The sequence below is a fragment of the Burkholderia thailandensis E264 genome, assembly GCF_000012365.1.
In the GTDB taxonomy this organism is placed as follows: domain Bacteria; phylum Pseudomonadota; class Gammaproteobacteria; order Burkholderiales; family Burkholderiaceae; genus Burkholderia; species Burkholderia thailandensis.
In genome coordinates this window covers 3,205,185-3,230,911 of the sequence record NC_007651.1, presented here as the reverse complement: position 1 = coordinate 3,230,911, position 25,727 = coordinate 3,205,185, and the positions used below count along the sequence as shown (strand labels likewise).

General features: G+C 69.6%; 27 protein-coding genes and 1 pseudogene. 19 read left to right on the top strand and 9 right to left on the bottom strand.

The genetic code is table 11. The annotated features are described in order from the left end of the window. The first annotated feature begins 25 nt into the window (after nucleotides 1-25). Nucleotides 26-214 (top strand): DUF2970 domain-containing protein, encoded by a 189-nt coding sequence (locus BTH_RS26560; protein ID WP_025369461.1) that lies wholly within the window; start codon nucleotides 26-28, stop codon nucleotides 212-214. Nucleotides 215-278: 64 nt separating this feature from the next. On the opposite strand, the gene BTH_RS26555 is transcribed toward BTH_RS26560, so the two are convergent. Further along, a complete protein-coding gene (locus BTH_RS26555; protein ID WP_156530041.1) occupies nucleotides 279-416 on the bottom strand; it encodes a GntR family transcriptional regulator in 138 nt (45 codons plus the stop codon). A gap of 58 nt (nucleotides 417-474) precedes the next feature. Further along, nucleotides 475-1,197 carry a DUF4214 domain-containing protein gene (locus BTH_RS26550; RefSeq protein WP_009891975.1) on the bottom strand — a complete coding sequence of 241 codons (723 nt, stop codon included), beginning with the start codon at nucleotides 1,195-1,197 and terminating at the stop codon, nucleotides 475-477. Nucleotides 1,198-1,659: 462 nt separating this feature from the next. On the opposite strand from BTH_RS26550, the gene BTH_RS26545 reads away from it, so the two are divergent. Together BTH_RS26545 and BTH_RS26540 are read left to right on the top strand one after the other, a co-directional pair. Continuing rightward, nucleotides 1,660-2,514: a WcbI family polysaccharide biosynthesis putative acetyltransferase gene (locus BTH_RS26545; RefSeq protein WP_011402496.1), complete on the top strand. Its 855-nt coding sequence runs from the start codon at nucleotides 1,660-1,662 to the stop codon at nucleotides 2,512-2,514. Continuing rightward, nucleotides 2,511-3,602, top strand: a complete 1,092-nt coding sequence (locus BTH_RS26540; protein ID WP_009891973.1) for a GSCFA domain-containing protein — start codon at nucleotides 2,511-2,513, stop codon at nucleotides 3,600-3,602. The genes BTH_RS26545 and BTH_RS26540 overlap by 4 nt, the downstream gene beginning before the upstream one ends. Nucleotides 3,603-3,732: 130 nt before the next feature. On the opposite strand, the gene BTH_RS26535 is transcribed toward BTH_RS26540, so the two are convergent. Further along, on the bottom strand, nucleotides 3,733-4,128 hold the full coding sequence (locus tag BTH_RS26535; RefSeq protein ID WP_009891972.1) for an Hsp20/alpha crystallin family protein: 396 nt from the start codon (nucleotides 4,126-4,128) through the stop codon (nucleotides 3,733-3,735). 31 nt (nucleotides 4,129-4,159) lie between these two features. Further along, on the bottom strand, nucleotides 4,160-4,600 hold the full coding sequence (locus BTH_RS26530; protein ID WP_009891971.1) for an Hsp20/alpha crystallin family protein: 441 nt from the start codon (nucleotides 4,598-4,600) through the stop codon (nucleotides 4,160-4,162). Nucleotides 4,601-5,670: 1,070 nt separating this feature from the next. Here BTH_RS26530 and BTH_RS26520 point away from each other — a divergent pair. Continuing rightward, nucleotides 5,671-7,536 carry a phosphoenolpyruvate carboxykinase (GTP) gene (locus BTH_RS26520; protein ID WP_009891965.1) on the top strand — a complete coding sequence of 622 codons (1,866 nt, stop codon included), beginning with the start codon at nucleotides 5,671-5,673 and terminating at the stop codon, nucleotides 7,534-7,536. A gap of 302 nt (nucleotides 7,537-7,838) precedes the next feature. Next, nucleotides 7,839-8,756: a 3-hydroxyacyl-CoA dehydrogenase NAD-binding domain-containing protein gene (locus BTH_RS26515; protein ID WP_009891962.1), complete on the top strand. Its 918-nt coding sequence runs from the start codon at nucleotides 7,839-7,841 to the stop codon at nucleotides 8,754-8,756. A gap of 132 nt (nucleotides 8,757-8,888) precedes the next feature. Here BTH_RS26515 and BTH_RS26510 read toward each other — a convergent pair whose 3' ends face one another. Next, the gene (locus BTH_RS26510; RefSeq protein WP_009891961.1) at nucleotides 8,889-9,749 is read right to left on the bottom strand and encodes a LysR family transcriptional regulator; all 861 of its coding nucleotides are present in this window, start codon (nucleotides 9,747-9,749) and stop codon (nucleotides 8,889-8,891) included. 271 nt (nucleotides 9,750-10,020) lie between these two features. On the opposite strand from BTH_RS26510, the gene madL reads away from it, so the two are divergent. The 13 genes and pseudogenes from madL to BTH_RS26450 all read left to right on the top strand — a co-directional run bounded on the left by madL (nucleotide 10,021) and on the right by BTH_RS26450 (nucleotide 20,684). After that, nucleotides 10,021-10,416 (top strand): malonate transporter subunit MadL, encoded by a 396-nt coding sequence (madL, locus tag BTH_RS26505; RefSeq protein ID WP_009909818.1) that lies wholly within the window; start codon nucleotides 10,021-10,023, stop codon nucleotides 10,414-10,416. A gap of 13 nt (nucleotides 10,417-10,429) precedes the next feature. Continuing rightward, nucleotides 10,430-11,197, top strand: coding sequence for a malonate transporter subunit MadM (gene madM / locus BTH_RS26500; protein ID WP_009891959.1), 768 nt, complete (start codon nucleotides 10,430-10,432; stop codon nucleotides 11,195-11,197). Then, a pseudogene (locus tag BTH_RS35925) lies at nucleotides 11,140-11,431 on the top strand (hypothetical protein). The gene madM and the pseudogene BTH_RS35925 overlap by 58 nt, the downstream one beginning before the upstream one ends. Continuing rightward, the gene (gene mdcA / locus BTH_RS26495; RefSeq protein WP_009891956.1) at nucleotides 11,428-13,074 is read left to right on the top strand and encodes a malonate decarboxylase subunit alpha; all 1,647 of its coding nucleotides are present in this window, start codon (nucleotides 11,428-11,430) and stop codon (nucleotides 13,072-13,074) included. Before BTH_RS35925 ends, mdcA begins: the two are co-directional and overlap by 4 nt. Nucleotides 13,075-13,087: 13 nt before the next feature. After that, nucleotides 13,088-13,405 (top strand): malonate decarboxylase acyl carrier protein, encoded by a 318-nt coding sequence (gene mdcC, locus BTH_RS26490; RefSeq protein WP_009891955.1) that lies wholly within the window; start codon nucleotides 13,088-13,090, stop codon nucleotides 13,403-13,405. Then, complete coding sequence (locus tag BTH_RS26485; protein ID WP_009891953.1) at nucleotides 13,402-14,349, top strand: biotin-independent malonate decarboxylase subunit beta; 948 nt, start codon at nucleotides 13,402-13,404, stop codon at nucleotides 14,347-14,349. Before mdcC ends, BTH_RS26485 begins: the two co-directional genes overlap by 4 nt. Further along, nucleotides 14,336-15,061 (top strand): biotin-independent malonate decarboxylase subunit gamma, encoded by a 726-nt coding sequence (mdcE, locus tag BTH_RS26480; protein WP_009891952.1) that lies wholly within the window; start codon nucleotides 14,336-14,338, stop codon nucleotides 15,059-15,061. The genes BTH_RS26485 and mdcE overlap by 14 nt, the downstream gene beginning before the upstream one ends. Then, the gene (mdcG, locus tag BTH_RS26475; protein WP_009891950.1) at nucleotides 15,036-15,920 is read left to right on the top strand and encodes a malonate decarboxylase holo-[acyl-carrier-protein] synthase; all 885 of its coding nucleotides are present in this window, start codon (nucleotides 15,036-15,038) and stop codon (nucleotides 15,918-15,920) included. Before mdcE ends, mdcG begins: the two co-directional genes overlap by 26 nt. Beyond that, entirely contained in the window at nucleotides 15,911-17,134 is a 1,224-nt protein-coding gene (gene mdcB, locus BTH_RS26470; RefSeq protein WP_009891948.1) for a triphosphoribosyl-dephospho-CoA synthase MdcB, read from the top strand. Before mdcG ends, mdcB begins: the two co-directional genes overlap by 10 nt. Beyond that, complete coding sequence (gene mdcH, locus BTH_RS26465; RefSeq protein ID WP_009891945.1) at nucleotides 17,131-18,069, top strand: malonate decarboxylase subunit epsilon; 939 nt, start codon at nucleotides 17,131-17,133, stop codon at nucleotides 18,067-18,069. Before mdcB ends, mdcH begins: the two co-directional genes overlap by 4 nt. A 187-nt stretch (nucleotides 18,070-18,256) precedes the next feature. Next, nucleotides 18,257-18,712: a phospholipase D-like domain-containing protein gene (locus BTH_RS26460; RefSeq protein WP_009891943.1), complete on the top strand. Its 456-nt coding sequence runs from the start codon at nucleotides 18,257-18,259 to the stop codon at nucleotides 18,710-18,712. A 218-nt stretch (nucleotides 18,713-18,930) separates the two neighbouring features. After that, on the top strand, nucleotides 18,931-19,812 hold the full coding sequence (locus BTH_RS26455) for an alpha/beta hydrolase family protein (RefSeq protein WP_009891941.1): 882 nt from the start codon (nucleotides 18,931-18,933) through the stop codon (nucleotides 19,810-19,812). Between the two features lie 242 nt (nucleotides 19,813-20,054). Further along, nucleotides 20,055-20,684, top strand: a complete 630-nt coding sequence (locus BTH_RS26450) for a glutathione S-transferase family protein (protein ID WP_009891936.1) — start codon at nucleotides 20,055-20,057, stop codon at nucleotides 20,682-20,684. Nucleotides 20,685-21,113: 429 nt separating this feature from the next. On the opposite strand, the gene proP is transcribed toward BTH_RS26450, so the two are convergent. Beyond that, entirely contained in the window at nucleotides 21,114-22,598 is a 1,485-nt protein-coding gene (gene proP / locus BTH_RS26445) for a glycine betaine/L-proline transporter ProP (RefSeq protein ID WP_025369455.1), read from the bottom strand. A gap of 527 nt (nucleotides 22,599-23,125) precedes the next feature. Between proP and BTH_RS26440 the strand changes: the two genes are divergently transcribed. Continuing rightward, nucleotides 23,126-23,458 (top strand): YnfA family protein, encoded by a 333-nt coding sequence (locus BTH_RS26440; protein WP_011402490.1) that lies wholly within the window; start codon nucleotides 23,126-23,128, stop codon nucleotides 23,456-23,458. Nucleotides 23,459-23,680: 222 nt separating this feature from the next. On the opposite strand, the gene dnaQ is transcribed toward BTH_RS26440, so the two are convergent. The 3 genes from dnaQ to BTH_RS26425 are packed head-to-tail and all read right to left on the bottom strand — an operon-like array spanning nucleotide 23,681 to nucleotide 25,720. Then, nucleotides 23,681-24,406 carry a DNA polymerase III subunit epsilon gene (gene dnaQ / locus BTH_RS26435; RefSeq protein WP_009891927.1) on the bottom strand — a complete coding sequence of 242 codons (726 nt, stop codon included), beginning with the start codon at nucleotides 24,404-24,406 and terminating at the stop codon, nucleotides 23,681-23,683. A 58-nt stretch (nucleotides 24,407-24,464) separates the two neighbouring features. Continuing rightward, nucleotides 24,465-24,911 (bottom strand): ribonuclease HI, encoded by a 447-nt coding sequence (gene rnhA / locus BTH_RS26430; RefSeq protein ID WP_009891926.1) that lies wholly within the window; start codon nucleotides 24,909-24,911, stop codon nucleotides 24,465-24,467. Next, complete coding sequence (locus BTH_RS26425) at nucleotides 24,908-25,720, bottom strand: class I SAM-dependent methyltransferase (RefSeq protein WP_009906041.1); 813 nt, start codon at nucleotides 25,718-25,720, stop codon at nucleotides 24,908-24,910. The genes rnhA and BTH_RS26425 overlap by 4 nt, the downstream gene beginning before the upstream one ends. Nucleotides 25,721-25,727 lie beyond the last annotated feature (7 nt).

The window sequence follows — 25,727 nt, the reverse complement described above, 5'->3', positions numbered from 1 at the left end:
CGAGCCGCGATGGCGGAGAATGGCGATAGGTCTGACGAGAATGATGCGAATGGTGTTGTGGAGCTTCTTCGGCGTGCGCAAGGGGGCCGAGCATCAGGCCGATCTCGCGTCGGTGAAGCTGCCGTGGGTGCCGGTGATGGCGATCCTGCTCGCCGCGTGCTTCGGTGGCGTCCTGTTCGCGATCGCGAGGATCGCGACCGCCGTGATGCGCTGAGCGGCGCCCGCCGTCCGCGCACCGGCCGGCGGGCGCGCCGTCGCAGGCGGCGGCGCGCGGCCCGTCAGCGCCGCTTGCGCACGGACGGCTGCGCGACGAGCTCGCCGACGATGCGGATCGCGTCGTCGACGGCGGCGCTCCACGGGTGGCCGAAGTTGATCCGCACAGGCTGGGAGGGCGGTGCGCCGGCGCGGCTGCACATTGTCTTACGCGAGGCGGTAAAAGAAAAGTCGCGCCGGCCGCGCACGCAAGCGGCGCGCTTACAGCCCATGCCTCATCGCGACGCGCAGACGGCGCTCCTCGCTCGCGTGGAGCTTCTTGACGAAATCGCGGCGCGAGCACGTGCCGCCGTCGAGCGCGGCGAGATCGATCTCGAGGAAGAACGCCTCGGGCTCGCGAAACAGAATCTCGCGATACGCGATATCGACGAATGCGCGATTGGATTGGTCGGCCGCCGCGTCGGCCAGCTTCGTCCAGTCCGTCTGCTTGATCGCGTGCACCGCGAAGCGCCGGTGGTCGACGAGTTCGAAGCTCGCGATCTCGAAGCCGGCCGCAATCAACTGGGCCTTCAGCGTCGATTCGGTGAACGCCGTGTAATGAAATTCACCGGCGTGAGCCTGATTGCCGAACAGTTCGTCGGCATAGTTCGCCTGGTCCGCGTAATTCGAATGCTGCTCCATCAGCCGCGCGATACCGAGGAGGCTGGTCGTGCGCAGTTCGAGCGCGCCGCCCGGCGACAGCAGGTCCGCCCATTCGAGCACCACGTTCGCCGTTTCACAGCGCGGGATGTGCTCGAGCACGTCTTTCGCGAGCACTTCGGAGAAATGCCGCCGCGGCAGCTCGCCGTAACCGTTGTCGGAAATCAGGATGTCGGGCTGACAGGCGGGGTCCGTGTCGACGTTCAGAAAATCCGGCCGCTTGTCATACCCGCAACCGATATTGATTTTGTTATGCGATGCAATACCTCGATCGCGGCCGTCCATTTTTCTCCCGATGGGCATGAAATTGGTTGCGGCATTCTACGCCGAAGCGGCAGATATTTGTCATTCTTACGAAATCCGTTCGCAAACATGCGTCGGCGCGCCGGATTACCGTCTCGCAAGGAAGCGGGGGCAAGCATATTTGTCCGCTCTTTTGTCAAGCAGCTCGCCGCCCGCGTTGCATGCCAGCAGCAAAAGAGGGAAACGTCGAATTCACGGGCGAATGGATGCACGAGCGTGAATCGAGGTCTGCATCGGTGGATTTTTCGCTGGACGTGAAATAATCGGGCCGAATGATATGTAATTCGTGCATTGACGCATTGCGATGCAGTCTGAAAAACAAGAAAGTCATGCAATCAAACGTTGGGTATACTAATTTTCTTGAAAAATAGATAAGTCTCCTTCGGGGTAAGGTGGGTGCAGGAAGGCAGATTCCCGTCAACAGTATTTCAATAGAGAGGCGCCGTGAAAGAAAAGTGGCTGGTTATATCGAATTGCCAGACTACTGGGATGATGCTGTCGCTGGCCATGATGTGCCCGGACGTCAAGGTCGACGCGTGCGATTATTGGGGGTTCCAAGCCAATTCGGAATTCTGGCGGCAGCAGATCCCGACCTACGATCATATCGTTGTCAACCCCGAAATTCAGCAATTGGGCATTGTCGATTTTGCGACGATGCCCAACGCGACAATGCTGCCGGCAATCCGGTTTCGCGCTTATCACCCGGATCTGCAAAATGTCTTTCACGATGGAAAGTCGGTAAAAACGCCGCTCGACGACTATCATTCGACGATCGTTTTTGCCGCCTACAAGCTCGGCTGCACGATCGGGCAGACCCGGGCGCTCTTCAACGAGGCGATTTACGACGCGCTTCAGTATTTCTCGCTCTGGGACATCGAGCGCAAGCTCTTTCTCGACATGTACGCGGAGTACGGCTGGGATCTGTCGTCCGAATTGAGCCGGTGGACGCGCGGCAGCGCGTTCATGCACACGATGAACCATCCGAAGGCGCACGCGCTGTACGACGTTGCGCTAATGGTCGCGAGAAAGGTCGCGGGCGATCGCGTCGTCGAATCCGGCATCGTTCCGCACGACACGCTGGTGCAGGCGCCCGTCTACCCGATCTATCCCGAGCTGGCCGAGCGCTTCGGCGCCGGGCGCGGCAGCTACCTGTTCAAGGGGATGAACTATCAGTTGCTGACGCTCGACGCGTTCATCGAAGGATCGTTCGACGCGTACGCGGCTTTCGACAAGAATCAACTGCACGGCAACAGCCCGCATCTCGCGAGCGCGCTGCACATCATCGAGGCCGCACTGTGACGAATCCCTACAGGCATCTTCCGCCGCACCAGTTCTGGCGCAAGGCGGTCGCGAACGTCGACATGCACGCGTTCGATCCGGTCGTCGAGCCGAAATTCAGGATCAGCGCGCAGCAGCGGGTGAGCACCGCGGGCAGTTGCTTCGCGCAGCACCTCTCGCGGCGGTTGTCGGACATCGGCTTCAATTACTTCGTGCCGGAAGCCGGCGCGCATCTGCCGGCCGACGAGCGCAAGCGGCTCGGCTACGGCGTGTTTTCCGCGCGCTTCGGCAATCTGTATACGGTGCGCCAGTTGCTGCAACTGTTCGAGGAGGCGATGGGGCGGCGCACGAAAATGGAACTCGCATGGCTGCGCGCGGACGGGCGCTACGTCGACGCGTTCCGGCCGACGGTCACGCCGGAAGGCTACGACGATGCGGGCGCGGTGGCCGATGCGCGCGCCGAGCATCTGCGGCACGTGAGGGCGATGTTCGTCGAGTCCGACGTCTTCGTGTTCACGCTGGGGCTGACCGAAAGCTGGTCGAATCGCGCTTATGGCGAAGTGTTTCCGTTGGCGCCGGGCGTCGCGGGCGGCGTCTACGACGACGCGGCGTACCGCTTCACGAACCTGAGCGTGTTCGACGTCGCGGGCGACCTGCGCGCGTTCCTCGTCCAGCTGAAGGCGGTGAATCCGCGCGTCAACGTGCTGCTGACGGTGTCGCCCGTGCCGCTCGTCGCGACCTACGAGAACAAGAACGTGCTCGTCGCGACGACGTACAGCAAATCGGTGCTGAGGGTTGCCGCGGAAATGGCCTGCAACGAATTCGACTGGGTCGACTATTTCCCGTCGTACGAGATCATCACGGGCAACTTCAACGCGGGCCGCTACTACGAGGACGACTTGCGCGAGATCAACAGCATGGGCGTGAGCCATGCGATGCGATGCTTCCTCAAGCACTACACGGCGGCGGCGCCGGCCGTGGCGGGCGCCGCGCGGGCGGCGGCGGTTTCAAGCGCCGAAGCATCGTTTGCCGCGAATCCGGAACCCGCCGCGCCGGCGCTCGGCAGCGTCGTCTGCGACGAGGAATTGATCGAGCGCGTGTCGCGCTAGGCGCTTGCGCCATCGCGACACGCGGGAAAATCGCGCGGGCCGCGCGAGGCTTGTCGTCCGACGCGCCCGGCGCCGCGCCGTCGCGCATCGTCCCGTGTCGACGGCGCGCGAGGACGCGGCGCGGCTTGCGTCACATCACTTCGATACGCCGCGGGCGCGCTTCGTCGCGTCGCGGAATCGTCAGCTTCAATACGCCATCCTGAAGATTGGCCTCGATCTTCGACGTGTCGAAGTCCGGGCTCAACTGGAACGTGCGCATGAAATGCGGCTCGCGCACCTCGACGTGCTGCGCGCGCAGGCCCGCCGGCATCGGCAGTACCGCGTGCGCGTCGATCGACAGATGGCCGTCGTGGATTTTCACTTCGAGGCGCTCCTTCGGCACGCCGGGCAGGTCGGCCCATAGCGTCACGCCGTGCTTGTCTTCGTACACGTCGACGGCCGGCGTGAGCGCGCGCGGCGCATCGCCCGCGTCGCGGCGCGCCGGCGTGGCGGATTGACGTTCTGCGGCTGGATTGCTGGTGTTCACGGTCGACTCCTTGTTTCGGGACTGACGGGGCTCATTGCACGGTGATCGCGCGCGGCTTCGACGCTTCGCGCTTGCCGACGCTGATCAGCAGGCAGCCGTTTTCGTAGCGTGCGCGGATCTTGTCGGGATCGGCGTTCTGCGGCAACTCGACGACGCGCCGGAATGCGCCGCTATAGCGCTCCTGCGCATAGGCGCGCACATCGTCGCCTTCCGCGCGCGGCGCGGCCTTGCGCTCGCCGCCGATCGCGAGCAGCCCCTTGTCGATCGACACGTCGAAGTCGGCCGCGCGCATGCCGGGCGCGAACACGACGATCTCGATCGAATCCTCGGTCGTGCCGATGTTCAGTGGCGGGAATGCGCCGAGCCGGCTTGCGCGAATGCTGGAAGGGATGCCGCCGAACAGGTTCGTCATCTGCCGATGCAGACGATCGAACTCGCTGAAGAGATCGGCGCCGAAATAGAGATCGCTCATGGTCGTGTCCTCCTGGAACAAGGCCCGGCGAACGCACCGGCGGTATACGCATACGGACCGGTTCGTTTGCCTGGCCGCGACAAATCGGTCGAAATAGGCCGCGCGCGAGGAGCGGCTGCGTCAGCGTCTCGAAGATAGGTGCGGCGGAGGCGATTTCAAGAGGCGTTCGACATCGGGCGTCGGACGGCATGCGGCGGGCGCATGTTCGGCGCGCTGCGCCGCGGCGGGCATCGGCGGCGCGCGGTCGGTACCGGTTTCGCTTGCCGGCGCGGCGTCGAAGCGAGGCCGTCGAAGCGAGGCCGTCGAAGCGAAGTCGTCGAAGCGATGCAGCGGGCATGCGGATTGCGCGGGGCGCGAGTCCCGCTGTCGGATCAGCATGGCGCGGACGATGTGCGCGCGACATGACGCGCGAGCGACAGGAACCCGGCCTGTCCTCGCGCGACGCGTGCGTGCGGCCGGCCGCGCAGTCGCGTGCCTTCAGGAGTTTGAGGCATCGCTTCTTGCCGCCTGCGCGAGGCTCGATGTCCGATGCGCGCCGACGGGCACGCTCGCGTCTCGCGTCCGCGCGATCGCTTCACGTGCGGCCCGCCGCACATGCGGCGATTCCGCGCGCCCGGCATGCATCGCGGCCGCTTCCCGATGCGCGGAGCAACGCGCGCGGCCGTCGGTGAAAACCCGTGTCCGCGCCCGTCTTCAGCATGCTGGATTGCTCCAATTGCGTTCGGCGCGCGGCCCGGCGCGCGTCCGTCGCGACGCGCCTCGCGCCGGGCGCGCGCGGGCCGCGCGTTGTTGCAGCGCAATGCCGCCGCCCGCATCGCGATGGTATGCTGGCTTTCACCTTGATCGTATGGCAGGTGCATGAGCAAGCTCGGCGATTCAGTCGTTCCCAACCCTAAAATAACGAACGCTCCGCCGTTTTCGGAGTCGGAACGTGGAACGCGACGATCACGATGCGCGAGACGCGCGTGCGCCGCCCCCAGCCATCGCGTAGCGCCGCCATGCCCGTCGCCGCGCGCGTCGTCGCGCGGCGCACGCACGGATTTCTGCTTCTACAACACGGAGACACTCTCATGACCCGAAGCAACGTGGTCGCGGCGACGCGCACCATTCCGATCGACGTTCCCGAATACGTGAAGCACCGCGGCCTGATCGACTGGGTCGCGCGTATCGCGGAACTGACCGAGCCGGATCGCGTCGTCTGGTGCGACGGTTCGCAAGAGGAGTACGACCGCCTTTGCGACGCGATGGTCGAGCAGCGCACGATGGTGCGCCTGAATCCGGCGAAGCGGCCGAACTCGTTTCTCGCGCTGTCCGATCCTTCGGACGTCGCGCGCGTCGAAGACCGCACGTTCATCTGCAGCGAGCATCGCGACGACGCGGGCCCGACCAATCACTGGATCGCGCCCGCCGAAATGCGCGCGACGCTCAACGGTCTGTTTCGCGGCGCGATGCGCGGCCGCACGCTGTACGTCGTGCCGTTCTCGATGGGGCCGCTCGGCTCGCCCATCGCGCATATCGGCGTCGAGCTGTCGGACAGCCCGTACGTCGTCGCCAACATGCGGATCATGACGCGCATGGGGCGCGCCGTGCTCGACGCGCTCGGCGAGCGCGGCGATTACGTGCCGTGCGTGCACAGCGTCGGGCGTCCGCTCGCCGCGGGCGAGCGGGACGTTCCGTGGCCGTGCAATCCGACCAAGTACATCGTGCATTTCCCCGAGTCGCGCGAGATCTGGAGCTTCGGCTCGGGCTACGGCGGCAACGCGCTGCTCGGCAAGAAGTGCTTCGCGCTGCGGATCGCGTCGACGATGGGGCGCGACGAGGGCTGGCTCGCCGAGCACATGTTGATTCTCGGCGTGACGTCGCCGCAAGGGCGCAAGTATCACATCGCCGCGGCGTTTCCGTCCGCGTGCGGCAAGACCAACTTCGCGATGCTGATTCCGCCGAAGGGCTTCGACGGCTGGCGCGTGACGACGATCGGCGACGACATCGCATGGCTCAAGCCGGGCCGCGACGGGCGCCTGTACGCGATCAACCCGGAGGCGGGCTACTTCGGCGTCGCGCCGGGTACGGGCGAGAAGACGAACCCGAACGCGCTTGCGACGCTCACGGAAAACGTGATCTTCACGAACGTCGCGTTGACGGAAGACGGCGACGTCTGGTGGGAAGGGCTCACCGATACGCCGCCCGCGCGGCTCACCGACTGGCAGGGCAACGCATGGACGCCCGAGATCGGCCGCGAGACGGGCCGCAAGGCCGCGCATCCGAATTCGCGCTTCACGGCGCCCGCGTCGCAGTGCCCGTCGATCGACGGCGACTGGGAGAACCCGGCCGGCGTGCCGATCGATGCGTTCATCTTCGGCGGCCGCCGCTCGACGACGGTGCCGCTCGTCACCGAGGCGCGCGACTGGGTCGAAGGCGTCTACATGGCGGCGACGATGGGCTCCGAGACGACGGCGGCGGCGGCGGGGCAGCAGGGCATCGTGCGGCGCGATCCGTTCGCGATGCTGCCGTTCTGCGGCTACAACATGAGCGACTACTTCGCGCACTGGCTCGCGCTCGGCGAGAAGCTCGCGGCGGCGGGCGCGACGCTGCCGAAGATCTACTGCGTGAACTGGTTCCGCAAGGATGCGGACGGCCGCTTCGCGTGGCCGGGCTTCGGCGAGAACATGCGCGTGCTGAAGTGGATGCTCGACCGGATCGACGGCCACGGCGAGGGCGTCGAGCATGCGTTCGGCGTGACGCCGCGCTACGAGGATCTGCATTGGTCGGGGCTCGCGTTCTCGCCCGAGCAGTTCGCGCAGGTCACGTCGATGAATCCCGCAGAATGGCGCGCCGAGCTCGCGCTGCACGCGGAGCTGTTCGACAGGCTGAGCGCGCGGCTGCCGGGCGCGCTCGCCGAAACGAAGGCGAAGATCGAAGCCAGGCTCGGCGACTGAGCGACGCGGCAACCCGGCAACTCGGCGGCGACGCGGCCGAGCCGGCGCGCGCCGTGTCCGGCGCGCGCCGGGACGCACGCGATGCGTGCCGCTCGCGCCGCCGCTCGCCTGCGCGGTCGGGCCGCGCGAATCGAAACAGCCGCATGACGCTTCGGCACTCATGCGGTTTTTTTGCGCCGGGCGGATGCGCGCGAGCGGCCTCGCGCATCCGGCGGCGGCCGACGGACTCGGCCGCGCAGCGCAACCATGGCGGTTCGATGCGACAATCGTTCGCACATTCGAACACCTTGGAGACCCCGCCCATGGAGATTCAACGGATCGCCGTCGTCGGCGCCGGCGTGATCGGCGCGAGCTGGACCGCGTTCTATTTGTCGAAGGGCTTCGACGTCGCCGTGACCGATCCGGCGCCCGACGCGCGCACGCGCCTCGACGCCTCGCTCGCGAATTTCCTCGGCGAGCGCGCCGGGACGCTCGCGCCACGCGTCGCATTCGAGCCGACGCTCGACGCGGCGCTCGACGGCGCGGACTTCGTGCAGGAGAGCGGCCCCGAGCGCCTCGACTTCAAGCGCGAGCTGTATCGCCGGATCGACGCGCGGCTGCCCGCGCACGTGCTCGTCGCATCGAGCTCGTCCGGGCTCAAGATGTCGGACATCCAGACCGCGTGCGACGCGCATCCCGAGCGCTGCCTGATCGCGCATCCGTTCAATCCGCCGCATCTGATCCCGCTCGTCGAACTCGTCGGCGGCGCGGCGACGTCCGCCGGCGCGATCGCGCAGGCGAAGCGCTTCTACGACGGCCTCGGCAAGGTGACGATCGTGCTCAACAAGGAGATGGCGGGCCATGTCGCGAACCGGCTCGCGGCCGCGCTATTTCGCGAGGTGTATCACCTGGTCGGCGAAGGCGTCGTGAGCGTCGAGGACGCGGACAAGGCGGTGTCGTGGGGGCCGGGCCTGCGCTGGGGGCTGATGGGGCAGAGCCTCATCTACCATCTCGGCGGCGGCGAAGGCGGCATCGCGCATTTTCTCGAACACCTGTCGGGCCCGATGGCGGAGTGGTGGCGCGATCTTGGCTCGCCGTCGTTCTCGCCCGACGTCGATCGCCAACTGATCGACGCGCTGCGCGAGATCCAGGGCGCGCATTCGATGCGCGAACTCGGCGCGGAGCGCGACCGCCTGCTCGTCGAGCTGATCGACGCGCGGCGCGACAGCTTCCTGCCGTGAGCGTCGCGCGCAGGCGGTCGTGCGACGCCGGCGGCGTGTCGGGAGCCGGCATCGATCGCGCGCGCCTTCTTTGATTCCACGGTTGCTGCTCGCGCGCCCACGCGGCGCTCGCCGCCTTGCCGCCGCGTTCCGTCAGAACTCGTGCGCCGCGGCGACGAGCGTCGCCTCGAGCGCGAGCGCCGGGCGCGACGCGTTCGCGGGCCGGTCGATCACGTATTCGAGATCGCCGAGCGGCGGCAGATCGGCTTCGAGCTTCGCGAGCCCGTGCGGGATCACGTAGCCGGCGAACGCGCTGATGCCGAGCCCCGCGCTCGCCGCCGCGCGCAGCACCGCGATGCTGGTGCTCGCGACCGCGATCCGGTAGGGCCGGCCGATCGCGTCGAGCGTCTCGAGCACGCGCTTGCGCGACACGCTCGGCTGCGGATGCAGCGCGAGCGGCAGCACGGGCTCGCGCCCCGTGAGCGGCGACTCGGTGCCCGTGCACCAGTAGAGCGGCTCGGTCCGGATCACGCGGCCGCGTCGGCTGCCGGCGATCCGCTTCGCGAACACGAGATCGTGGCGCCCCGCGTCGAGCGCGTCGAACAGGTCGCCGGACAGGCCCGTCGCGATCTCGAGCTCGACTTCCGGGTTGCGCTGCAGGAAGCTCGCGAGCGCGGCCGTCAGGTGCGTCAGCGCGAAATCCTCCGACAAGCCGAGCCGCACCTTGCCCGACAGCGGCGGCCCGCATACCGACGCGACCGCTTCGTCCATCAGCTCGAGGATGCGCACCGCGTAGCGAAAGAGCGCCTCGCCGTTGGCCGCGAGCCGCACGTTGCGGGTGTCGCGCTCGAACAGCGGCCGGTCGAGCAGTTCTTCGAGGCGGCGGATGTGCTGGCTGACCGTCGATTGCGACAGGTTCACGCGCTCGGACGCGGCGGTGAAGCTGCCCGTCTGCGCGACGGCGACGAAACTGCGCAGCAGTTCAGGCGGTAACGGACGCATTGCTAAACCCACTGAATCGAATTCGACAACTTCATAAATGGCCGAGGGCGGTGGGACTACGATGTGCGAGGCGCGAGCTGCGCGCGCCGCCCGCCTGGCCGGGCGCGCGCCGGCGGCGCCTCGTCGCCGCCAGTCTACGGCAAGCCGGCGCGGCGGGCTGTCGGGTTTTCACGCTATTGCCGGTGTGTTGCCATTGCCGCCCGAGAACGCGCTTCGCACGACGAGCCGCCGGGCCGCGGCGCTCGCGCCGCGACGATCCGTCATCAGGACTCAGGAGACAAGCATGATCATCTACGGAACCGCGCTGCTCGCGTTCTGCCATCTGGCCGGGCTCTTCCTCGGCGATCTGCTGGGCGCCGCGATCGGCGCGAAGACCAACGTGGGCGGCGTCGGCATCGCGATGCTGCTCCTCATCGGCCTGCGGCTCGCGCTGCATCGCCGCGGCTGGCTGCCGAAGGAGACCGAGTCCGGCATCGCGTTCTGGGGCGCGATGTACATCCCGGTCGTCGTCGCGATGGCGGCCAATCAGAACGTCGTCGCCGCGCTCAAGGGCGGGCCCGTCGCGCTCCTGTCGGCGGTGGGCGCGGTCGCCGTGTGCGCGGCCTGCATCGCGGTGCTCGCGCGCGTCGGCCGCGACGCGACCACGCTCGCGGCGCTGCCGCAGCCCGAAGAGAACTGAAGGGGAGGCGGCCATGATCGACATGCTCGGAAAGGTCGTCGCGCACAACGGACTCGTCGCGTCGTTCGCGCTCGTCGGCTGCGTCATGTTCGCGTCGGCGGCGCTGTCGAAGAAGCTCACGCTCGGCCGCGTGCACGGCTCGGCGATCGCGATCGTGATCGGCCTTGCGCTCGCGTACCTCGGCGGCGCGTACACGGGCGGCGAGAAAGGCATCGCCGACGTGCCGCTGTTCGCGGGCGTCGGCCTGATGGGCGGCGCGATGCTGCGCGACTTCGCGATCGTCGCGACCGCGTTCGAGGTGCAGCCCGCGGAGGCGCGCAAGGCGGGGCTCGTCGGCGTCGTGTCGCTGCTGCTCGGCACGGTGCTGCCGTTCATCGTCGGCGCGAGCGTCGCGCGCGCGTTCGGCTATTCGGACGCGGTCAGCATGACGACGATCGGCGCGGGCGCCGTCACGTACATCGTCGGCCCCGTGACGGGCGCGGCGATCGGCGCGAGCTCCGACGTGATCGCGCTCAGCATCGCGACGGGCCTCGTGAAGGCGATCATCGTGATGGTCGGCACGCCGTTCGCGGCGAGCTTCATGGGGCTGCGCACGCCGCGCGCGGCGATGATCTTCGGCGGGCTCGCGGGCACCGTGAGCGGCGTGAGCGCCGGGCTCGCGGCGACCGACCGCAGGCTCGTGCCGTACGGCGCGCTGATCGCGACGTTCCATACGGGCGTCGGGTGCCTGCTCGGGCCGTCGGTGCTGTTTTTCGCGACGAAGGCGGTGCTCGGGGCGTGAAGTCGCCCATCGCGCGCGGCGGGCCGGTCGATCGGCACGCGCGAGGCGGCGGTGAGTGCGGCGCGATGCCGCGAAGGCGGCGCGCGTCGCGTCCGGCGCATGCGCTGCCGCGTCCGCCGATCCATCGCGCCTGCCACTGAGTTGCATCGCGCAACTTCATCAATCGCCGCGGCGGCGCGGCTTACAATGCCGCAGAACCAACCGGGACGGATTTCGCAGGAGACGACTCTATGACGGGATGGAACGACGCCCGCGCCGCGCGAGCGGCGCGCCTCGCCGCCGCCGCGCCGCTCGCGCGGCGCAAGCGGGTGGCCGCGCGCGACGCGACCGCGCTGCTCGAAGCGGTGCTGCGCCCGGGCGATCGCGTCTGCATCGAGGGCGACAACCAGAAGCAGGCGGACCTGCTCGCCGCGGCGCTCGCCGCCGTCGACAGCGCGAAGGTGCACGACCTGCACATGGTGCAATCGGGCGTCGTGCTGCCCGAGCATCTCGACGTGTTCGAGCGCGGGATCGCGAAGCGGCTCGACTACGCGTATTCGGGCCCGCAGTCGCAGCGGATCGCGAAGCTGCTGTTCGGCGGCAAGATCGAGCTGGGCGCGGTGCATACGTATCTCGAGCTCTTCGCGCGCTACTTCATCGATCTGACGCCGCACGTCGCGCTCGTCGCGGCGGTGAGCGCCGATGCCGACGGCAACCTGTACACCGGCCCGAACACCGAGGACACGCCGACCGTCGTCGAGGCGACCGCGTTCAAGGACGGCATCGTGATCGCGCAAGTCGAGAAGATCGTCGATCGCGTGCCGCGCGTCGACATACCCGGCGACCGCGTGCATTTCGTCGTCGAGGCCGGGCGGCCGTTCTACGTCGAGCCGCTCTTCACGCGCGATCCGGCGGGCATCACCGAGACGCAGATCCTCACCGCGATGCTCGCGATCAAGGGCATCTACGCGCGCTACGGCGTGAAGCGGCTCAACCACGGGATCGGCTTCAACACCGCGGCGATCGAGCTGCTGCTGCCGACCTACGGCGAGCGGCTCGGCCTGAAAGGGCGGGTCTGCACGCACTGGGCGCTGAACCCGCATCCGACGCTCATCCCCGCGATCGAATCCGGCTGGGTCGAGCAGATCCACTGCTTCGGCTCCGAAGTCGGGATGGACGACTACATCCGCGCGCGCTCGGACATCTTCTTCACGGGCGCGGACGGGGCGCTGCGCTCGAACCGCGCGTTCTGCCAGACGGCGGGCCTCTACGCGTGCGACATGTTCATCGGCTCGACGCTGCAGATCGATCTCGCGGGCCATTCGTCGACGGTGACGGCCGAGCGGATCGCGGGCTTCGGCGGCGCGCCGAACATGGGCAGCGACGCGCGCGGCCGGCGTCACCCGAGCGAGCCGTGGATCAAGGCGGGCGAGGAGGCCGATCCGGCGACGCCCGCGGCGCTGCGGCGCGGGCGCAAGCTCGTCGTGCAGATCGGCGAGACGTTCGGCGAGAAGAACGCGCCGATGTTCGTCGAGAAGCTCGATGCGCTGCGTCTGGCCGACAAGCTCGCGCTCGATCTCGCGCCCGTGATGGTGTACGGCGACGACGTCACGCACGTCGTCACCGAGGAAGGGATCGCGAACCTGCTGATGTGCCGCGACGCCGACGAGCGCGAGCACGCGATTCGCGGCGTGGCCGGCTACACGGAGATCGGCCGCGGCCGCGACCGCCGGCTCGTCGAGCGGCTGCGCGAGCGCGGCGTGATCCGGCGCCCGGAGGATCTCGGCATCGATCCGCTCGACGCGGACCGGCGGCTCCTCGCCGCGCGGTCGATCAAGGATCTCGTGCACTGGTCGGCGGGCCTCTACGCGCCGCCCGCCCGATTCCGCAATTGGTGAGGAGCGTTTCGCAATGGAACAGTTGAACTATCGCCACACCGCGCGCGAACGCGCGAAGGGCGACGCCGCGTGGGCGCTCGTCGGCGTCGTCGCGTCGGGCAATCTCGAAGTGCTCGTCGAGCGCGTGCTGCCCGGCACCGAATGCGAAGTCGACATCCGCACGGCGGCCGCGGGCTTCGGCGATGTCTGGCAGGCGGTCGTCGCCGATTTCGTCGAGCGCCGCTCGCCGGGCGGGCTGCGGCTGTCCGTCAACGACGGCGGCGCGCGGCCCGACATGGTGTCGCTGCGGCTCGCGCAGGCGGTGCGCGCGATCGAGGCAGACGCGCGATGAACGCGGCCGCCACGACCCTGCATCCGAAGGTCGCGCCGGCGGGCGCGAGCTGGTTCGAGGCGTCGGCGCGGCAGCGGCTCGCGGGGCTCGTCGACGCCGGTTCGTTCGACGAGTTCGCGGGCCCGCCCGCGCGGCTCGCGAGCCCGCATCTGCCGCTGTTCGATTTGCCGCAGCAGTTCGACGACGGGATGATCGTCGGCCGCGCGACGCTCGCCAGCGAGCCCGTGTTCGTCGCCGCGCAGGAAGGGCGTTTCATGGGCGGCGCGTTCGGCGAGGTGCACGGCGCGAAGCTCGTGGGCCTGCTGCGCGCGGCGCGCGAGCTGCGCTCGACGCCCGTGCTGATCCTGTTCGACACGGGCGGCGTGCGGCTGCAGGAGGCGAACGCGGGCGAGATCGCGGTGTCCGAGATCGTCCGCGCGGTGATCGACGCGCGTGCGGCGGGCGTGCCCGTCGTCGGGCTCGTCGGCGGGCGCGCGGGCTGCTTCGGCGGCGGCGGGATCATCGCCGCGTGCTGCTCGGCGCTCGCGGTGTCGGAGCCGGGGCGCATCGGCGTGTCCGGGCCGGAGGTGATCGAAAGCCGGCGCGGCGTCGACGAGTTCGATTCGCGCGATCGCGCGCTCGTCTGGCGCACGATGGGCGGCAAGCATCGGCGGCTCGTCGGCGGCGCCGAGCGCTTCGTCGACGATGCGATCGACGCGTTTCGCGACGCGGCCGTCGCGCTTCTCGCGCGTGTGCGCGCGGGTGTGACGTTCGGCGCGGCGACGCTCGAAGCGGAGCACGCGCGGCTTGCCGGGCGCGTCGCGCGCTTTCGCGGATGCGACGACGCGCTCGACGTGTGGCGCGCGCTCGGCGCGCCCGAGGCGAACGCGATTCCCGCGCTCGACGCCGCCGCGTTCGCGGCGCTGGCCGACCGGCTGACGGAGGTGCGCGATGACGCTCGATGATGTGTTGGCTTCGCTGTTTCCGTCGGGGCACGACGTCACGGTCGATGCCGATGGCCTGCTCGCCGGGAGCGGACGGCTCGCGGGGCGCGCGGTCGACGTGATCGGCGTCGCGCATGGCGCGGCGCTCGGCGTCGACGGCGCGCTCGTGCTCGCCGAGCGCGTGCTCGCGACGATCCGGCGCGGCGGCGATACGCCGATTCTCGTGCTCGTCGACGGCGACAGCCAGCGGATGAGCAAGCGCGACGAACTGCTCGGCCTGAACGAGTGCCTCGCGCATCTCGCGAAGTGCCTGCTGCACGCGGATGCGCTCGGGCATCCGACGATCGGCGTGCTGTACGGGCATGCGGCGGCGGGCGCGTTCATCGCGACGGCGCTCGCGACGCGCACGCTCGTCGCGCTGCCGGGCGCGCAGCCGGAGGTGATGGATCTGCAGGCGATGTCGCGCGTGACGAAACTGCCCGTCGACGTGCTGCGCGAAAAGGCGCGGTCGACCGCGGTGTTCGCGCCGGGGCTCGAGAACTTCGCGAAGACGGGCGCCGTCGACGCGGTGCTCGATCCGGCGCGCTCGCTCGCCGAGCAACTGGCCGCGATCGTCGCGCGGCCGACCGATCGCGCCGACCGGCGCGACCGGCTCGGCGCCGAGCGCGGCGGCCGGCCCGTCGCGGCCGACGTCGCGCAACGCGTGTATGAGCTCGCGCGCGCCGGCCGCTGACGCGCCGCTCGTGCGGCACGCGCTCGCGCACGTGCGCGCGGATGCATGGCCCGCGCTGCTTGCCGCGCACGAGGGTATCGGCGCGCATCCGTTCGTGCGCGACTGGGCGGCGCGCGGCTGGCCGCTGATCGTGCGGCGGCGCTCGCCGTGCGATGCGGGCGTGCCGCTCGGTTTGCCGCTGCCGCCGTCGGCGGGGAAGCGGCGCGTCGCGCTCGCGGCCGCGCGCGAGCAGATCGAGGCCGTGCGCGCGCCGCCGGCGCTCGGCGACGTCATCGGGGGCGCGCCGCCCGCATGGCGGCCGACGCTCGCGCGGCTGCGCGCGCTCGCCGACGCGCATTGCGTCGATTGTCGCGTGTTCGGCAGTCTCGCATGGCAGACGCTGACGGGGCTGCGTTATCTGAGCGACGAGTCGGATCTCGATGTGTTGTTGATGCCGTCGAGGCCGCCGTCGTCTTCTTCCTGTTTCTCGTCGGCCACGTCGATTCCGCATTCGTCTTTTTCGTTGCCCGATTCGGCGTCTGTATCGTCGTTGACGGCGTCGGCGTCGGCGTCGGCGTCGGCGTCGGCATCGGTGCTCGTGTCGGATTTCGCGCGGGCGGAGGCGTCGGCCTCGCGTCGGTCGCCGTGGTCGGCTTGTTCTTCGAGGCCGTCGCGGCGTGACGCGATCGCATCGTTGCTCGCGGCGCTCGCCGAGATCGACGCGGATGCGCCGATGCGCATCGACGGCGAGTTGCTCTGCACGGACGGCACGGGCGTGAATTGGCGCGAGCTGCACGCGGGCGGGCGCGAGATTGCGATGAAAACGGCGACGGGCGTCGAGCTGGCCCCGCCGCAGACGTTTCTGGAGGCATGGCGATGAAGCGAGGCGCATGCGCAGCGGCGAAGGCGAGCCGGCGCGACATGATGCGCCGGGATCTGGCGCGCGCGCTTGACGGCGCGCGCGAGGCGGATACGCTGCTGCGTGCGTCGAGTGCGTCGAGTGCGTCGAGTGCGTCGAGTGCGTCGAGTGCGTCGAGTGCGTCGAGTGCGTCGAGTGCGTCGAGTGCGTCGAGTGCGTCGAGCATCGTTGCCGTATCGGACGTGCTCGTTTCCTCGCGCTTTTCGACTGGACAGAACGTTGCCGGTGGATCTGAAGCGCGGACAGGCCCGGAACGTCGCAGGCATCCGACGCTCGGTCCGCATCGACTCGCACTGCCGACACCGACACCGACACCGACACCGACACCGACACCGACCGCAGCCGCAATCGCCGCCGAAGCGACGCGCTGCCTGCGCGTCGAGATCGACACGTGGCCGAAGCCGGGTCTCGTGAGCCACGTCGACGCGGGCAGCCACGACGACATGACGGCCGCCACCTTTTACCGCAGCGCGGCGGCGCTTGCGCCGTTCTTCGCCGAACTCGCCGACGCCGGCGCGCACGATGCGGACATGCCGACGCTGCGCAAGATCGGCCTGCGTGCGGAGCGCGCGATGCTGGCGGCAACCGGCGGCGTGAACACGCATCGCGGCGCGATATTCGGGCTCGGCCTGCTGTGCGCGGCCGCGGGCCTGCGCGCGTCGCCGCAACACGCGCGATGTACGCCATCCGCCGGCGCGACGCTCGGCGCGCTCGTCGCCGCGCGCTGGGGCGACGAGATCCTCGGCGGTCCGCGCCTCGCCGACAGTCACGGCGAACGCGCCGGCCGCCGCTACGGGGCGGGCGGCGCGCGCGCGGAGGCGGCGGGCGGCTTTGCGCGCGTCTACGCGGTCGGCGTGCCGGCGTTGCGCGACGGCGCGCGGCGCGCGCCGCATGACGCCGAGGCGGCGCGCGTGCAAGCGTGCTTCGCGCTGATCGCCGTGCTCGACGACACGAACCTGCTGCATCGGGGCGGCCGCGACGGCCTCGACTTCGCGCAACGAGCCGCGCGCGAATTTCTCGCAACCGGCGGGGTGGGCGCGCTCGACTGGCGCGCGCGCGCGGCCGCCGCGCATCGCGCGTTCGTCGCGCGCCGGCTGAGCCCGGGCGGCGCGGCGGACCTGCTCGCGATGAGCCTCTTCGTCGCCGCGCTCGACGGCGCAAAGGAGCGGCCGTGACGATTGCGATTCTCTGTTCGGGGCAGGGCGGCCAGCGCGCCGGCATGTTCGAGTTGACGGCGGACGTGCCGGAAGCCGAGCCGCTTTTCGCGCACGCGGCGACGCTGCTCGGCGCGGATCCGCGCGATTGGGTGCGCGACGCCGGCTGCGACGCGCTGCACGGGAACTTCGCCGCGCAGCTCGTCTGCACGCTGCAGGCGCTGGCCGCGATGAGGCGGCTCGACGCGCTGCTGCCGCGCCGGCGCTGCGTCGCGGGCTACAGCGTCGGCGAGGTTGCCGCGTGGAGCGTAGCGGGGCTCGTCGATGCGCACGACGCGCTCGATCTCGTCGCGGCGCGTGCACGCGCGATGGACGCGGCGAGCGACGGCGACGCGCGGATGTTGTTCGTGCGCGGGCTCGCGCGGGACGTCGTCGACGCGGCGTGCGCCGCGCACGGCGCCGCAGTCGCCATCGTCAACCCGGGCGACGCATACGTGCTCGCGGGCCCGCAAGCGGCGCTCGATACGCTCGCGGCGGACGTGCGCGCGCGCGGCGCGATGCGCGTCGCGCCCGTCTGCGTGCGCGTCGCTTCGCATACGCACTGGCTCGATGCCGCCGTGCCCCGGTTCCGCGCGGCGCTCGCCGGCGTGCGCGTCGCACGCGCGCCGAGGCCCGGCACGCGGCTCGTGTCCGGCATCGACGGCGCGCCCGTGCTCGACGTTGCGGCGGGCGTCGACAAGCTCGCGCGCCAGATCGCCGAGCCGCTCGATTGGGCCGCGTGCGTCGCGGGCTGCGTCGAGGCGGGCGCGCGCGCGTTCGTCGAGCTTGGCCCGGGCCGCGCGCTCGCGGAGATGGCGGCCGCCGCGTATCCCGCGCTGCCGGCGCGCAGCCTGGCCGATTTCCGCTCTTGGGACGGCGTGCGCGCGTGGCTTTCCCGCGTCGATCTCGACGCATAGCGGGCATCGCGTGCACGCGCGGCGACGCGCCGCGCGCACGCATCTCGACGAAACGGTTTGCAACGAAATCGGACGTCGCTACAATTGCCGCCCCATGACATACCGCGTTCGTTTCGCTCCCGTTTTCTCCTTTTTCTGCGCATTGCTTTGCGCAGCTCCGGCGCTTGAATTTGCACGCGCCGCGCAGATGCCGTCGCGCGACGCGGTGCCCGGCGGCGCATACTTCGACGCCGACGTCGGCTCGACCGACATCGAGGTCGATCTGATCCGCCGCGCGCATGCGCGCGTGCTGGTCGCGGGCGGCGCGTCGGTGCCGGCCGCCGTCGCATCGGCGCTGTGCGCGGCGCGCGGGCGCGGCGTCGACGTGCGGGTCGTGCTCGACCGGACGGGGCGCGCGACGCGGTACAGCGGCGCGGCGTTCCTCGCGAGCGCGGGTGTCGATGTCGTGCTCAGCGATCGCGTGCCGAACGCGCACGGGCCGTTCGTCGTTGTCGACGACGCGGTCGTGCTCGGCAGCGCGAGCTTCGCTCAGATCCACGACGAGCGCGCGGCGGGCAACTTCAACGTGTTTTATCGCGCGCCGCAGCTCGCGCAGTCGTATGCGACGGAATTCTGGCGGCTTTACGGCCTGGCGCGCCGATAACGGGCGCGGGCCGCGGCGCGCGGGCGCCGCGACGTCCGCGCGGGCGCCGTCGCCGACCTCGCGGCGCCGGTCGGACCGGCGCGACCGATGAGGCCGGCAAGACTGGCAAGGCCGCCGCAACCGGTGGTTCGGGTTCGCCGTTTCCCCTGCGAGTCGGAGGGCGGCTGGCGGCCGGCCGCGTTCGCTTGCACAATAGCCGCTCGATAGTGAGGATGTCGATGCACGAACGACCGCCGATCACGGCCGAGACGACGCGGTTTGCCGCCCTGGACGGCCGCCTGCTGACGGGGACTTTCTATGCGCCGGGCGCGTCGTCGGCGAGCAACGGCCGCAGCGTGCTGATGAACGGCGCGCTTGGCGTGCCGCGCGGCTTCTATGAGCGCTACGCGCGCTTCTTGGCGAGCGACGGCTTCACCGTGCTGACCTACGACTATCGCGGCGTCGGCGATTCGCGCAAGCCGCCCGCCGAGGCCGACACCGCGACGCTGCGCGAATGGGGCGAAGCCGATCTGCCCGGCGCGCTCGATCATCTCGCCGCGCTCGCGCCGTCGCATCGGCTGCTCGCGGTCGCGCACAGCGTCGGCGGCCAGATGTTTGGCCTCGCGCGCAACAACGGCCGCGCCGCCGCGCTGCTGTCGATCTGCTGTCCGAGCGGCTATTGGCGGCTCTGGCCGTGGCCGCGCCGGCTGATGCTCGCGCCGCTGTGGTTCGGCATCGTGCCGGCGTTGGGCGGCGTGCTGTCGCGCTTGCCGGTGGGGCGCGTCGGCCTGGGGCGCGGCGCCGATCTGCCGTCGGGCGTGATGCGCGAATGGGCGCGCTGGTGCCGCAATCCGGATTATCTGGTCGACGGCGCAGGCCGTCCGCTGCGCGAGCACTTCCGCGACTACCGCGGCCGGATTCTCGCGTATACGGTCAGCGATGACTGGATGGCGCCGCCCGCCGCGGTGCTGGCGCTGCATCGCTTCTATTCGACCGCGCAGGTCGAGTATCGCGAGATCTCGCCGGATCGCCGGCGGCACGCGATCGGCCACTTCGGCTATTTCCGCGACGATAACCGCGCGCTGTGGCCGCTCGGCGCGGCGTGGCTGCGCGAGCAGTGAGCGGCCGGCCAGCGCGGTCTCGCGCCTCGCGCCTCGCTCGGAGTCCGGCGAAACCAGGTCGAGCCAACCGCACCGGCTCATGCCGTATCGCGTCATGCCGTCTCGCCTGGCGGCGCATGCGTTGATCGGCGCGTCGCGCCCGGCTGCCGGCCTCGCGCCGGGCAGTGGCGGGAACGGGCTCTAGCCGAAGCGTGCGCGACACGCTAAAGTCATCGGTCCCCACGTCACGCGGAGCGTTACCGATGAAGCTGATTGGCATGCTGGATTCCCCGTTCGTTCGCCGCGTCGCGATTTCGGCGAAGCTGCTCGGCCTGCCGTTCGAGCATCACTCGATATCGGTGTTTCGCCAGTTCGACGCATTCAAGGCGCTCAATCCGGTCGTGAAGGCGCCGACGTTCTTTACCGACGACGGCACGATGCTTGTCGATTCGTCGCTGATCGTCGATTACCTCGACCGGCTCGTCGCGCCTCAGCGGCGGCTGATGCCCGACGATCTGCCGACCCGCGTGCGCGTGCTGGAACTGACGGGCCTCGCGCTCGCGGCGGCCGAAAAGACGGTGCAGGTCGTCTACGAGCATGGCCTGCGGCCGGGCGAAAAGCAGCACCAGCCGTGGCTGGATCGCGTGCTCGGCCAGCTCGATGCCGCATACGGCGCGCTCGACGCGGGCATCGCGGGCGCGAGCGGCTGGCTCGTCGGCGAACGGATCACGCAGGCGGACGTGACGGTTGCGATCGCGTGGCGCTTCACGCAGTTCATGAAGGGCGACTATCCGGATCTCGAGCGCATCGATCCGGCGCGCTATCCGGCGCTCGCCGCGTTGTCCGCACGGGCGGAGGCGCTGCCGGAGTTCGAGGGCACGCCGCTCGATTGAGCGGGACGGTTCGGCCGTGCGGGTCTCTCTGCCGCCGGCCGTGCGATGCCGGGCAGATTGGCGCTCGGGGGCGAGCCTGGGCTCCGATTGACGATCGCTGGAAGTCGGAAGTCGGAAGTCGGAAGTCGGAAGTCGGAAGTCGGAAGTCGGAAGTCGGAAGTCGGAAGTCGGAAGTCGGAAGGCGGAAGGCGGAAGGCGGAAGGCGGAAGGCGGAAGGCGGAAGGCGGAAGGCGGAAGGCGGAAGGCGGAAGGCGCGGGCGGGTTGCCGCAGCCGAGCGAAACGCCGCGAGTGGCGGACGACGTTCGCCCGCCATCGCCGCGCGCAAAACGCGGGAGCGGCCCCGCGCCGCCCGTCGGGCATCGCAAGGCCGCCTCCGCGGTCCGTCATCGAACGACGCGCCTACGCGGCTGCGTCGCGGCGATCGAATTTCACGCGCGCAGCGCCGCAGCGCTCGCATAGCCGCCGTCGTCGCGCTCGGCCGCCTCGCGGCGCTTGATCTCGCGCGCGAGCGCATGCGCCTCGCGGTGCGACGCGACGGCGGGCGGCGAGCCCTTGAGCGGCTGGCGCGCGCTCTCGGGCAGCGCCATCACCGAGATCGCGCCGATCACGGCCGCGCCCATCAGATAGTACGCGGGCATCATCAGGTTGCCCGTCGCGTCGACGAGCCACGCGGCGGCGAGCGGCGTCGTGCCGCCGAACAGCGACACCGACACGTTGAAGCCGATCGCGAGCGCGCCGTAGCGGATCTCGGTCGGGAAGAGCGCCGGCAGCGCCGACGGCATCACGCCCGTGAAGCACGACAGCAGCGCGCCGAGGATCAGCAGGCCGCCGAACACGAGTGACGTCTCGCCCGTGCGGATCAGCAGCAGCGCGGGAATCGCGAGCGCGAACAGGCCGATGCAGCCGGCGAGCATCACCGGCTTGCGGCCGACGGCGTCCGACAGGCGGCCCGTGGCGAGCGTCATCGGCATCATCAGCACCATCACGATCAGGATCAGCACGAGGCCGTGCGCCTCGTCGAAATGCAGCGTCGACGATAGATAGCTCGGCAGGTACGACAGCGCCATGTAGTCGGTGACGTTGAAGATCAGCACGAGTCCGACGCACAGCAGCAGCGCGCGCCAGTGCCGTGCGAGCTGCCGACGGAAATGCGCTTTCGGCACCGCCTTGTCCTGCGCTTCGCGCGCCTCGGCCTGGCGCTTGAACGCGGGCGTTTCTTCGAGCTTCATCCGGATGTACAGGCCGATCAGGCCGAGCGGGCCGGCGATCAGGAACGGCACGCGCCAGCCCCACGACAGCAGCGCGTCGTGCGACAGCGAGGCGGTCAGCAGCGCGACGACGCCCGCGCCCATCACATAGCCGATCAGCGTGCCGAACTCTAGGAAGCTGCCCATGAAGCCGCGGCGCTTGTCGGTCGAGAACTCGGCGATGAAGGTCGCCGCGCCGCCGTATTCGCCGCCCGTCGAGAAGCCCTGCACGAGGCGCGCGACGAGGAGCAGCGCGGGCGCGAGCAGGCCGATCGAGTCGTAGCTCGGGATGAGGCCGATCGCGAACGTGCCGACGGCCATCATGATCATCGTCATCGCGAGCACGCGCTGGCGGCCGATGCGGTCGCCGAGCGGGCCGAACACCATTCCGCCGAGCGGGCGCACGAGGAATGCGGCGGCGAACGTGCCGAACGTCGCGAGCAACTGCGCGGACGGGCTGCTCGACGGGAAGAACACCTGGCCGAGCGTGACGGCGATGTAGCTGTAGACGCCGAAGTCGAACCATTCCATCGCGTTGCCGAGCGCCATCGCGCCGACGGCGCGTTTCAGGAGCCCCTGGTCGACGACGGTGATTTCGTGCGCGGCGGCGGGCGCCGCTTCGGCGGGCGCGATGGACGGGGTAGAGGGGGCGGGTGTTGCAGTCAAGGTCGAAAACTCCTGTGACGGCGGCCGAATCGCGCGACAGGGCGCGGTTCGCCACGGTTTGCCGGAGAGTGCGGCTCGCGATCGGACAAGGGTCGCGAGCGTGAGCGGGGCGCATGAAGCGCTTAATCCATGGCGGAAACCGATCGGCGCGGACCCGGTGGTCGTCGCGCACTTGCACTCGTGAGAAAAGACCGCCGCACGGGGACGGTCGGCGAACCGGCACGTCGCGTGGCGCGCGGCCGGTTGAATGCCCTTGGAGGGCGTCGAAACGAAAAAAGCTGCCCGAAGGCACGCTTCCTTGTGAGCGAAATTCCGGACGGCCAGTCGCGGCACAGGGCCGAACGGTCGGGTGACCGAAATAATTAAACAGGCGTAGGCCGTTGAACGAGACAACATGATAGCACGATGAATGAGGATCGCGCAAATTGCCGCTCGAGCGCCGGTTTTCGGGCGTCGCGTGGGGTATGATCGCGCCGATTGCCGCGGCGTCGCGCGGCGTTTCCGAGGCGCGTCCCGCGCGCTCCGACATGCTCTCACTCGCGAAGATCGCCGCGCTGTTTGTCTTGACCGCCGTCGCCGAAATCGTCGGCTGCTATCTGCCGTGGCTCGTGCTGAAGGCGGGCAAGCCGGTTTGGCTACTCGCGCCCGCTGCGCTGTCGCTCGCGCTCTTCGCATGGCTCCTGACGCTGCATCCGGCCGCCGCCGCGCGCACCTACGCGGCGTACGGCGGCGTGTACATCGCCGTCGCGCTCGCGTGGCTGCGGATCGTCGACGGCGTGCCGCTGTCGCGCTGGGATGCGGCGGGCGCGGCGCTCGCGCTCGCAGGGATGTCGGTGATCGCGCTCCAGCCGCGCGGGTGACATCGGCGCGATCAGGCGATGCGCGCCGCGCCGCCTGCGTGGCGCGGCGGCAATGCGGGCGGCGGCGCGCGGCGATCGTGGCCGGCGGGTGGCGCGAGCCGGCGCGAGCGAACCGAGCAACGGCCCGGCAACGCGAGCATCGATGGAACGCCGATGACGTGCGCCGCACATCCGCATCCGAACGCCCGCCGTTCGCCGTTCGCCGTCCGCGCGGCGCCGCGGTCAGGCTCCGTCGACCGCCGCTTCCTTACGCCATACGCACGCACCCTTGACGGACTTGTCGAGCGCGTCGAGTTGCGCCTCGTGATCGGCGAGTTCCTCGTCGGTCGCGGCGAGCACTGGCAGGTCGAGCCCGCTGAACGCCATTTGCGGCTCGTCGCCTTTGCGATGCGCGTCGCCGGCTTCGTCGAGCATGTCGATGACGAGGCTTTCCTGCCCGCGCGTCATCGCGAGATACACCTCGGCGAGCAACTCCGAGTCGAGCAGCGCGCCGTGCAGCGTCCGGTGCGCGTTGCTGATCCCGAAGCGATCGCACAGCGCGTCGAGCGAGTTGCGCTTGCCGGGGAACATCTGCTTGGCTTGCACGAGCGTGTCGATCACGCCCGCGCAGTGGTCGGAGAAGGCCGGCAGGCCGAGCAGCGCGAACTCGGCGTCGAGAAAGCCGAGGTCGAACGGCGCGTTATGGATGATGAGTTCCGCGTCGCGGACGAAGTCGCGCAACTGATCGACGATGTCGGCGAACTTCGGCTTGTCGCGCAGGAATTCGGTCGTGAGGCCGTGCACCGCGAGCGCGCCCGGATCGCTGTCGCGCTCGGGATTCACGTAGAAGTGCAGGTTGTTGCCGGTGAGCCGGCGGTTCAGCAGCTCGACGCAGCCGACTTCGATGATGCGGTCGCCCGCGCGGGCGTTCAGGCCGGTGGTTTCGGTATCGAGAATGATCTGGCGCATGTCGGAAGAATGGAGAATTCGAGTCAGTCGTGAAGTGGGACGGGGCGCGCGAGCCGGCTCATGCCTGCGCGAGCGATTCGACGCCGCGGTTCGCGAGCGCGTCAGCGCGTTCGTTCTCCGGATGGCCGGCGTGCCCCTTCACCCAGCGCCATTCGACGTCGTGCTGCGCGACGAGCGCGTCGAGTTTCTGCCAGAGGTCCGCGTTCTTCACGGGCGTCTTCGCGGCGGTGACCCAGCCTTTTTTCTTCCAGCCGTGGATCCATTCGCTGATGCCTTTCTGCACGTATTGCGAATCGGTGTGGACGACCACCTTGCACGGGCGCTTGAGCGCCTCGAGCGCGGCGATCACCGCGGTGAGCTCCATCCGGTTGTTGGTCGTGCCGGCTTCGCCGCCGAAGAGTTCTTTCTCCTGCGCGCCGTAGCGCAGCAGCGCGCCCCAGCCGCCGGGGCCCGGATTGCCCTTGCAGGCGCCGTCGGTATAGATGTCGATGGTTTGCAACGTCATGAATGTTCTTGGTGGGTGGTCGGGGTGGCGGCGGGCGTGAGGCCCGGCGCGAGCACCGGTTTTTTCATCTTGATCGGGCCGACGAGCCGCATCCCGCGCACGCGCTTGATCGCCGTCACCATGTAGACGGCGCCGAAGATCGGCCACCAGCGGTCGCCCGCGGCCTCCATGAACGCGTAGCGGGACAGCCACTTGTCGGTGGCGAGCGGCGGCCGGTAACAGCCGAAGCGGCCGCGCTCGAGATCGAAGCCGAGCAGCTTGATCCAGTCCTTCAGCCGGATGAACGTGATCTGGTCGCGCGTCGCCGGGACGAACGGCCGTTTCGCCATCTTGCCGACCGAATGCCGCGCGCCCCAGAGGCTCAGCGAATTGAAGCCCGTGATCACGAGCTGGCCTTCCGGCATCAGCACGCGCTCGGCCTCGCGCAACAGCCGGTGCGGATCGGACGTGAACTCGAGCGTGTGCGGCATCACGATCAGATCGACGCTTTGCGATTCGAACGGCAAATCGAGCAGGTCGCACCACACCGTGCTGCGCCCGGCGGGCGCGTGCTCGGCGCTGTGCGCCTCGCGCGCCCACGGATAGTGATACGGTGCGCTCGCGCCGCTCGCCGGATCGAGCACGAGGCCGCGGCAAGGCATGCGGTTTTCGCGCAGCGTGTCGAGCTGCGGCAGCCCAAGCTGCAGCGCGTGAAAGCCGAACACGTCGGACACGGTGCGGTCGAGCTGCGCCTGCTCCCAGCCGAGCACGTAGCGTCCGGGCGGGGAGTCGGTCCAGGCGGGCCAGTCTATAATCGAACGGTCAGACATATCTCGG

Excerpts from the sequence above, each read along its gene's own strand:
- BTH_RS26555 (WP_156530041.1), bottom strand. The coding sequence starts at position 416 with ATGTGCAGCCGCGCCGGCGCACCGCCCTCCCAGCCTGTGCGGATCAAC.
- BTH_RS26550 (WP_009891975.1), bottom strand. The coding sequence starts at position 1,197 with ATGGACGGCCGCGATCGAGGTATTGCATCGCATAACAAAATCAATATC.
- BTH_RS26530 (WP_009891971.1), bottom strand. The coding sequence starts at position 4,600 with ATGAGCGATCTCTATTTCGGCGCCGATCTCTTCAGCGAGTTCGATCGT.
- BTH_RS26520 (WP_009891965.1), top strand. The coding sequence starts at position 5,671 with ATGACCCGAAGCAACGTGGTCGCGGCGACGCGCACCATTCCGATCGAC.
- BTH_RS26515 (WP_009891962.1), top strand. The coding sequence starts at position 7,839 with ATGGAGATTCAACGGATCGCCGTCGTCGGCGCCGGCGTGATCGGCGCG.
- madL (WP_009909818.1), top strand. The coding sequence starts at position 10,021 with ATGATCATCTACGGAACCGCGCTGCTCGCGTTCTGCCATCTGGCCGGG.
- madM (WP_009891959.1), top strand. The coding sequence starts at position 10,430 with ATGATCGACATGCTCGGAAAGGTCGTCGCGCACAACGGACTCGTCGCG.
- mdcA (WP_009891956.1), top strand. The coding sequence starts at position 11,428 with ATGACGGGATGGAACGACGCCCGCGCCGCGCGAGCGGCGCGCCTCGCC.
- mdcC (WP_009891955.1), top strand. The coding sequence starts at position 13,088 with ATGGAACAGTTGAACTATCGCCACACCGCGCGCGAACGCGCGAAGGGC.
- BTH_RS26485 (WP_009891953.1), top strand. The coding sequence starts at position 13,402 with ATGAACGCGGCCGCCACGACCCTGCATCCGAAGGTCGCGCCGGCGGGC.
- mdcE (WP_009891952.1), top strand. The coding sequence starts at position 14,336 with ATGACGCTCGATGATGTGTTGGCTTCGCTGTTTCCGTCGGGGCACGAC.
- mdcG (WP_009891950.1), top strand. The coding sequence starts at position 15,036 with ATGAGCTCGCGCGCGCCGGCCGCTGACGCGCCGCTCGTGCGGCACGCG.
- mdcB (WP_009891948.1), top strand. The coding sequence starts at position 15,911 with ATGGCGATGAAGCGAGGCGCATGCGCAGCGGCGAAGGCGAGCCGGCGC.
- BTH_RS26460 (WP_009891943.1), top strand. The coding sequence starts at position 18,257 with ATGCCGTCGCGCGACGCGGTGCCCGGCGGCGCATACTTCGACGCCGAC.
- BTH_RS26455 (WP_009891941.1), top strand. The coding sequence starts at position 18,931 with ATGCACGAACGACCGCCGATCACGGCCGAGACGACGCGGTTTGCCGCC.
- BTH_RS26450 (WP_009891936.1), top strand. The coding sequence starts at position 20,055 with ATGAAGCTGATTGGCATGCTGGATTCCCCGTTCGTTCGCCGCGTCGCG.
- BTH_RS26440 (WP_011402490.1), top strand. The coding sequence starts at position 23,126 with ATGCTCTCACTCGCGAAGATCGCCGCGCTGTTTGTCTTGACCGCCGTC.
- dnaQ (WP_009891927.1), bottom strand. The coding sequence starts at position 24,406 with ATGCGCCAGATCATTCTCGATACCGAAACCACCGGCCTGAACGCCCGC.
- rnhA (WP_009891926.1), bottom strand. The coding sequence starts at position 24,911 with ATGACGTTGCAAACCATCGACATCTATACCGACGGCGCCTGCAAGGGC.
- BTH_RS26425 (WP_009906041.1), bottom strand. The coding sequence starts at position 25,720 with ATGTCTGACCGTTCGATTATAGACTGGCCCGCCTGGACCGACTCCCCG.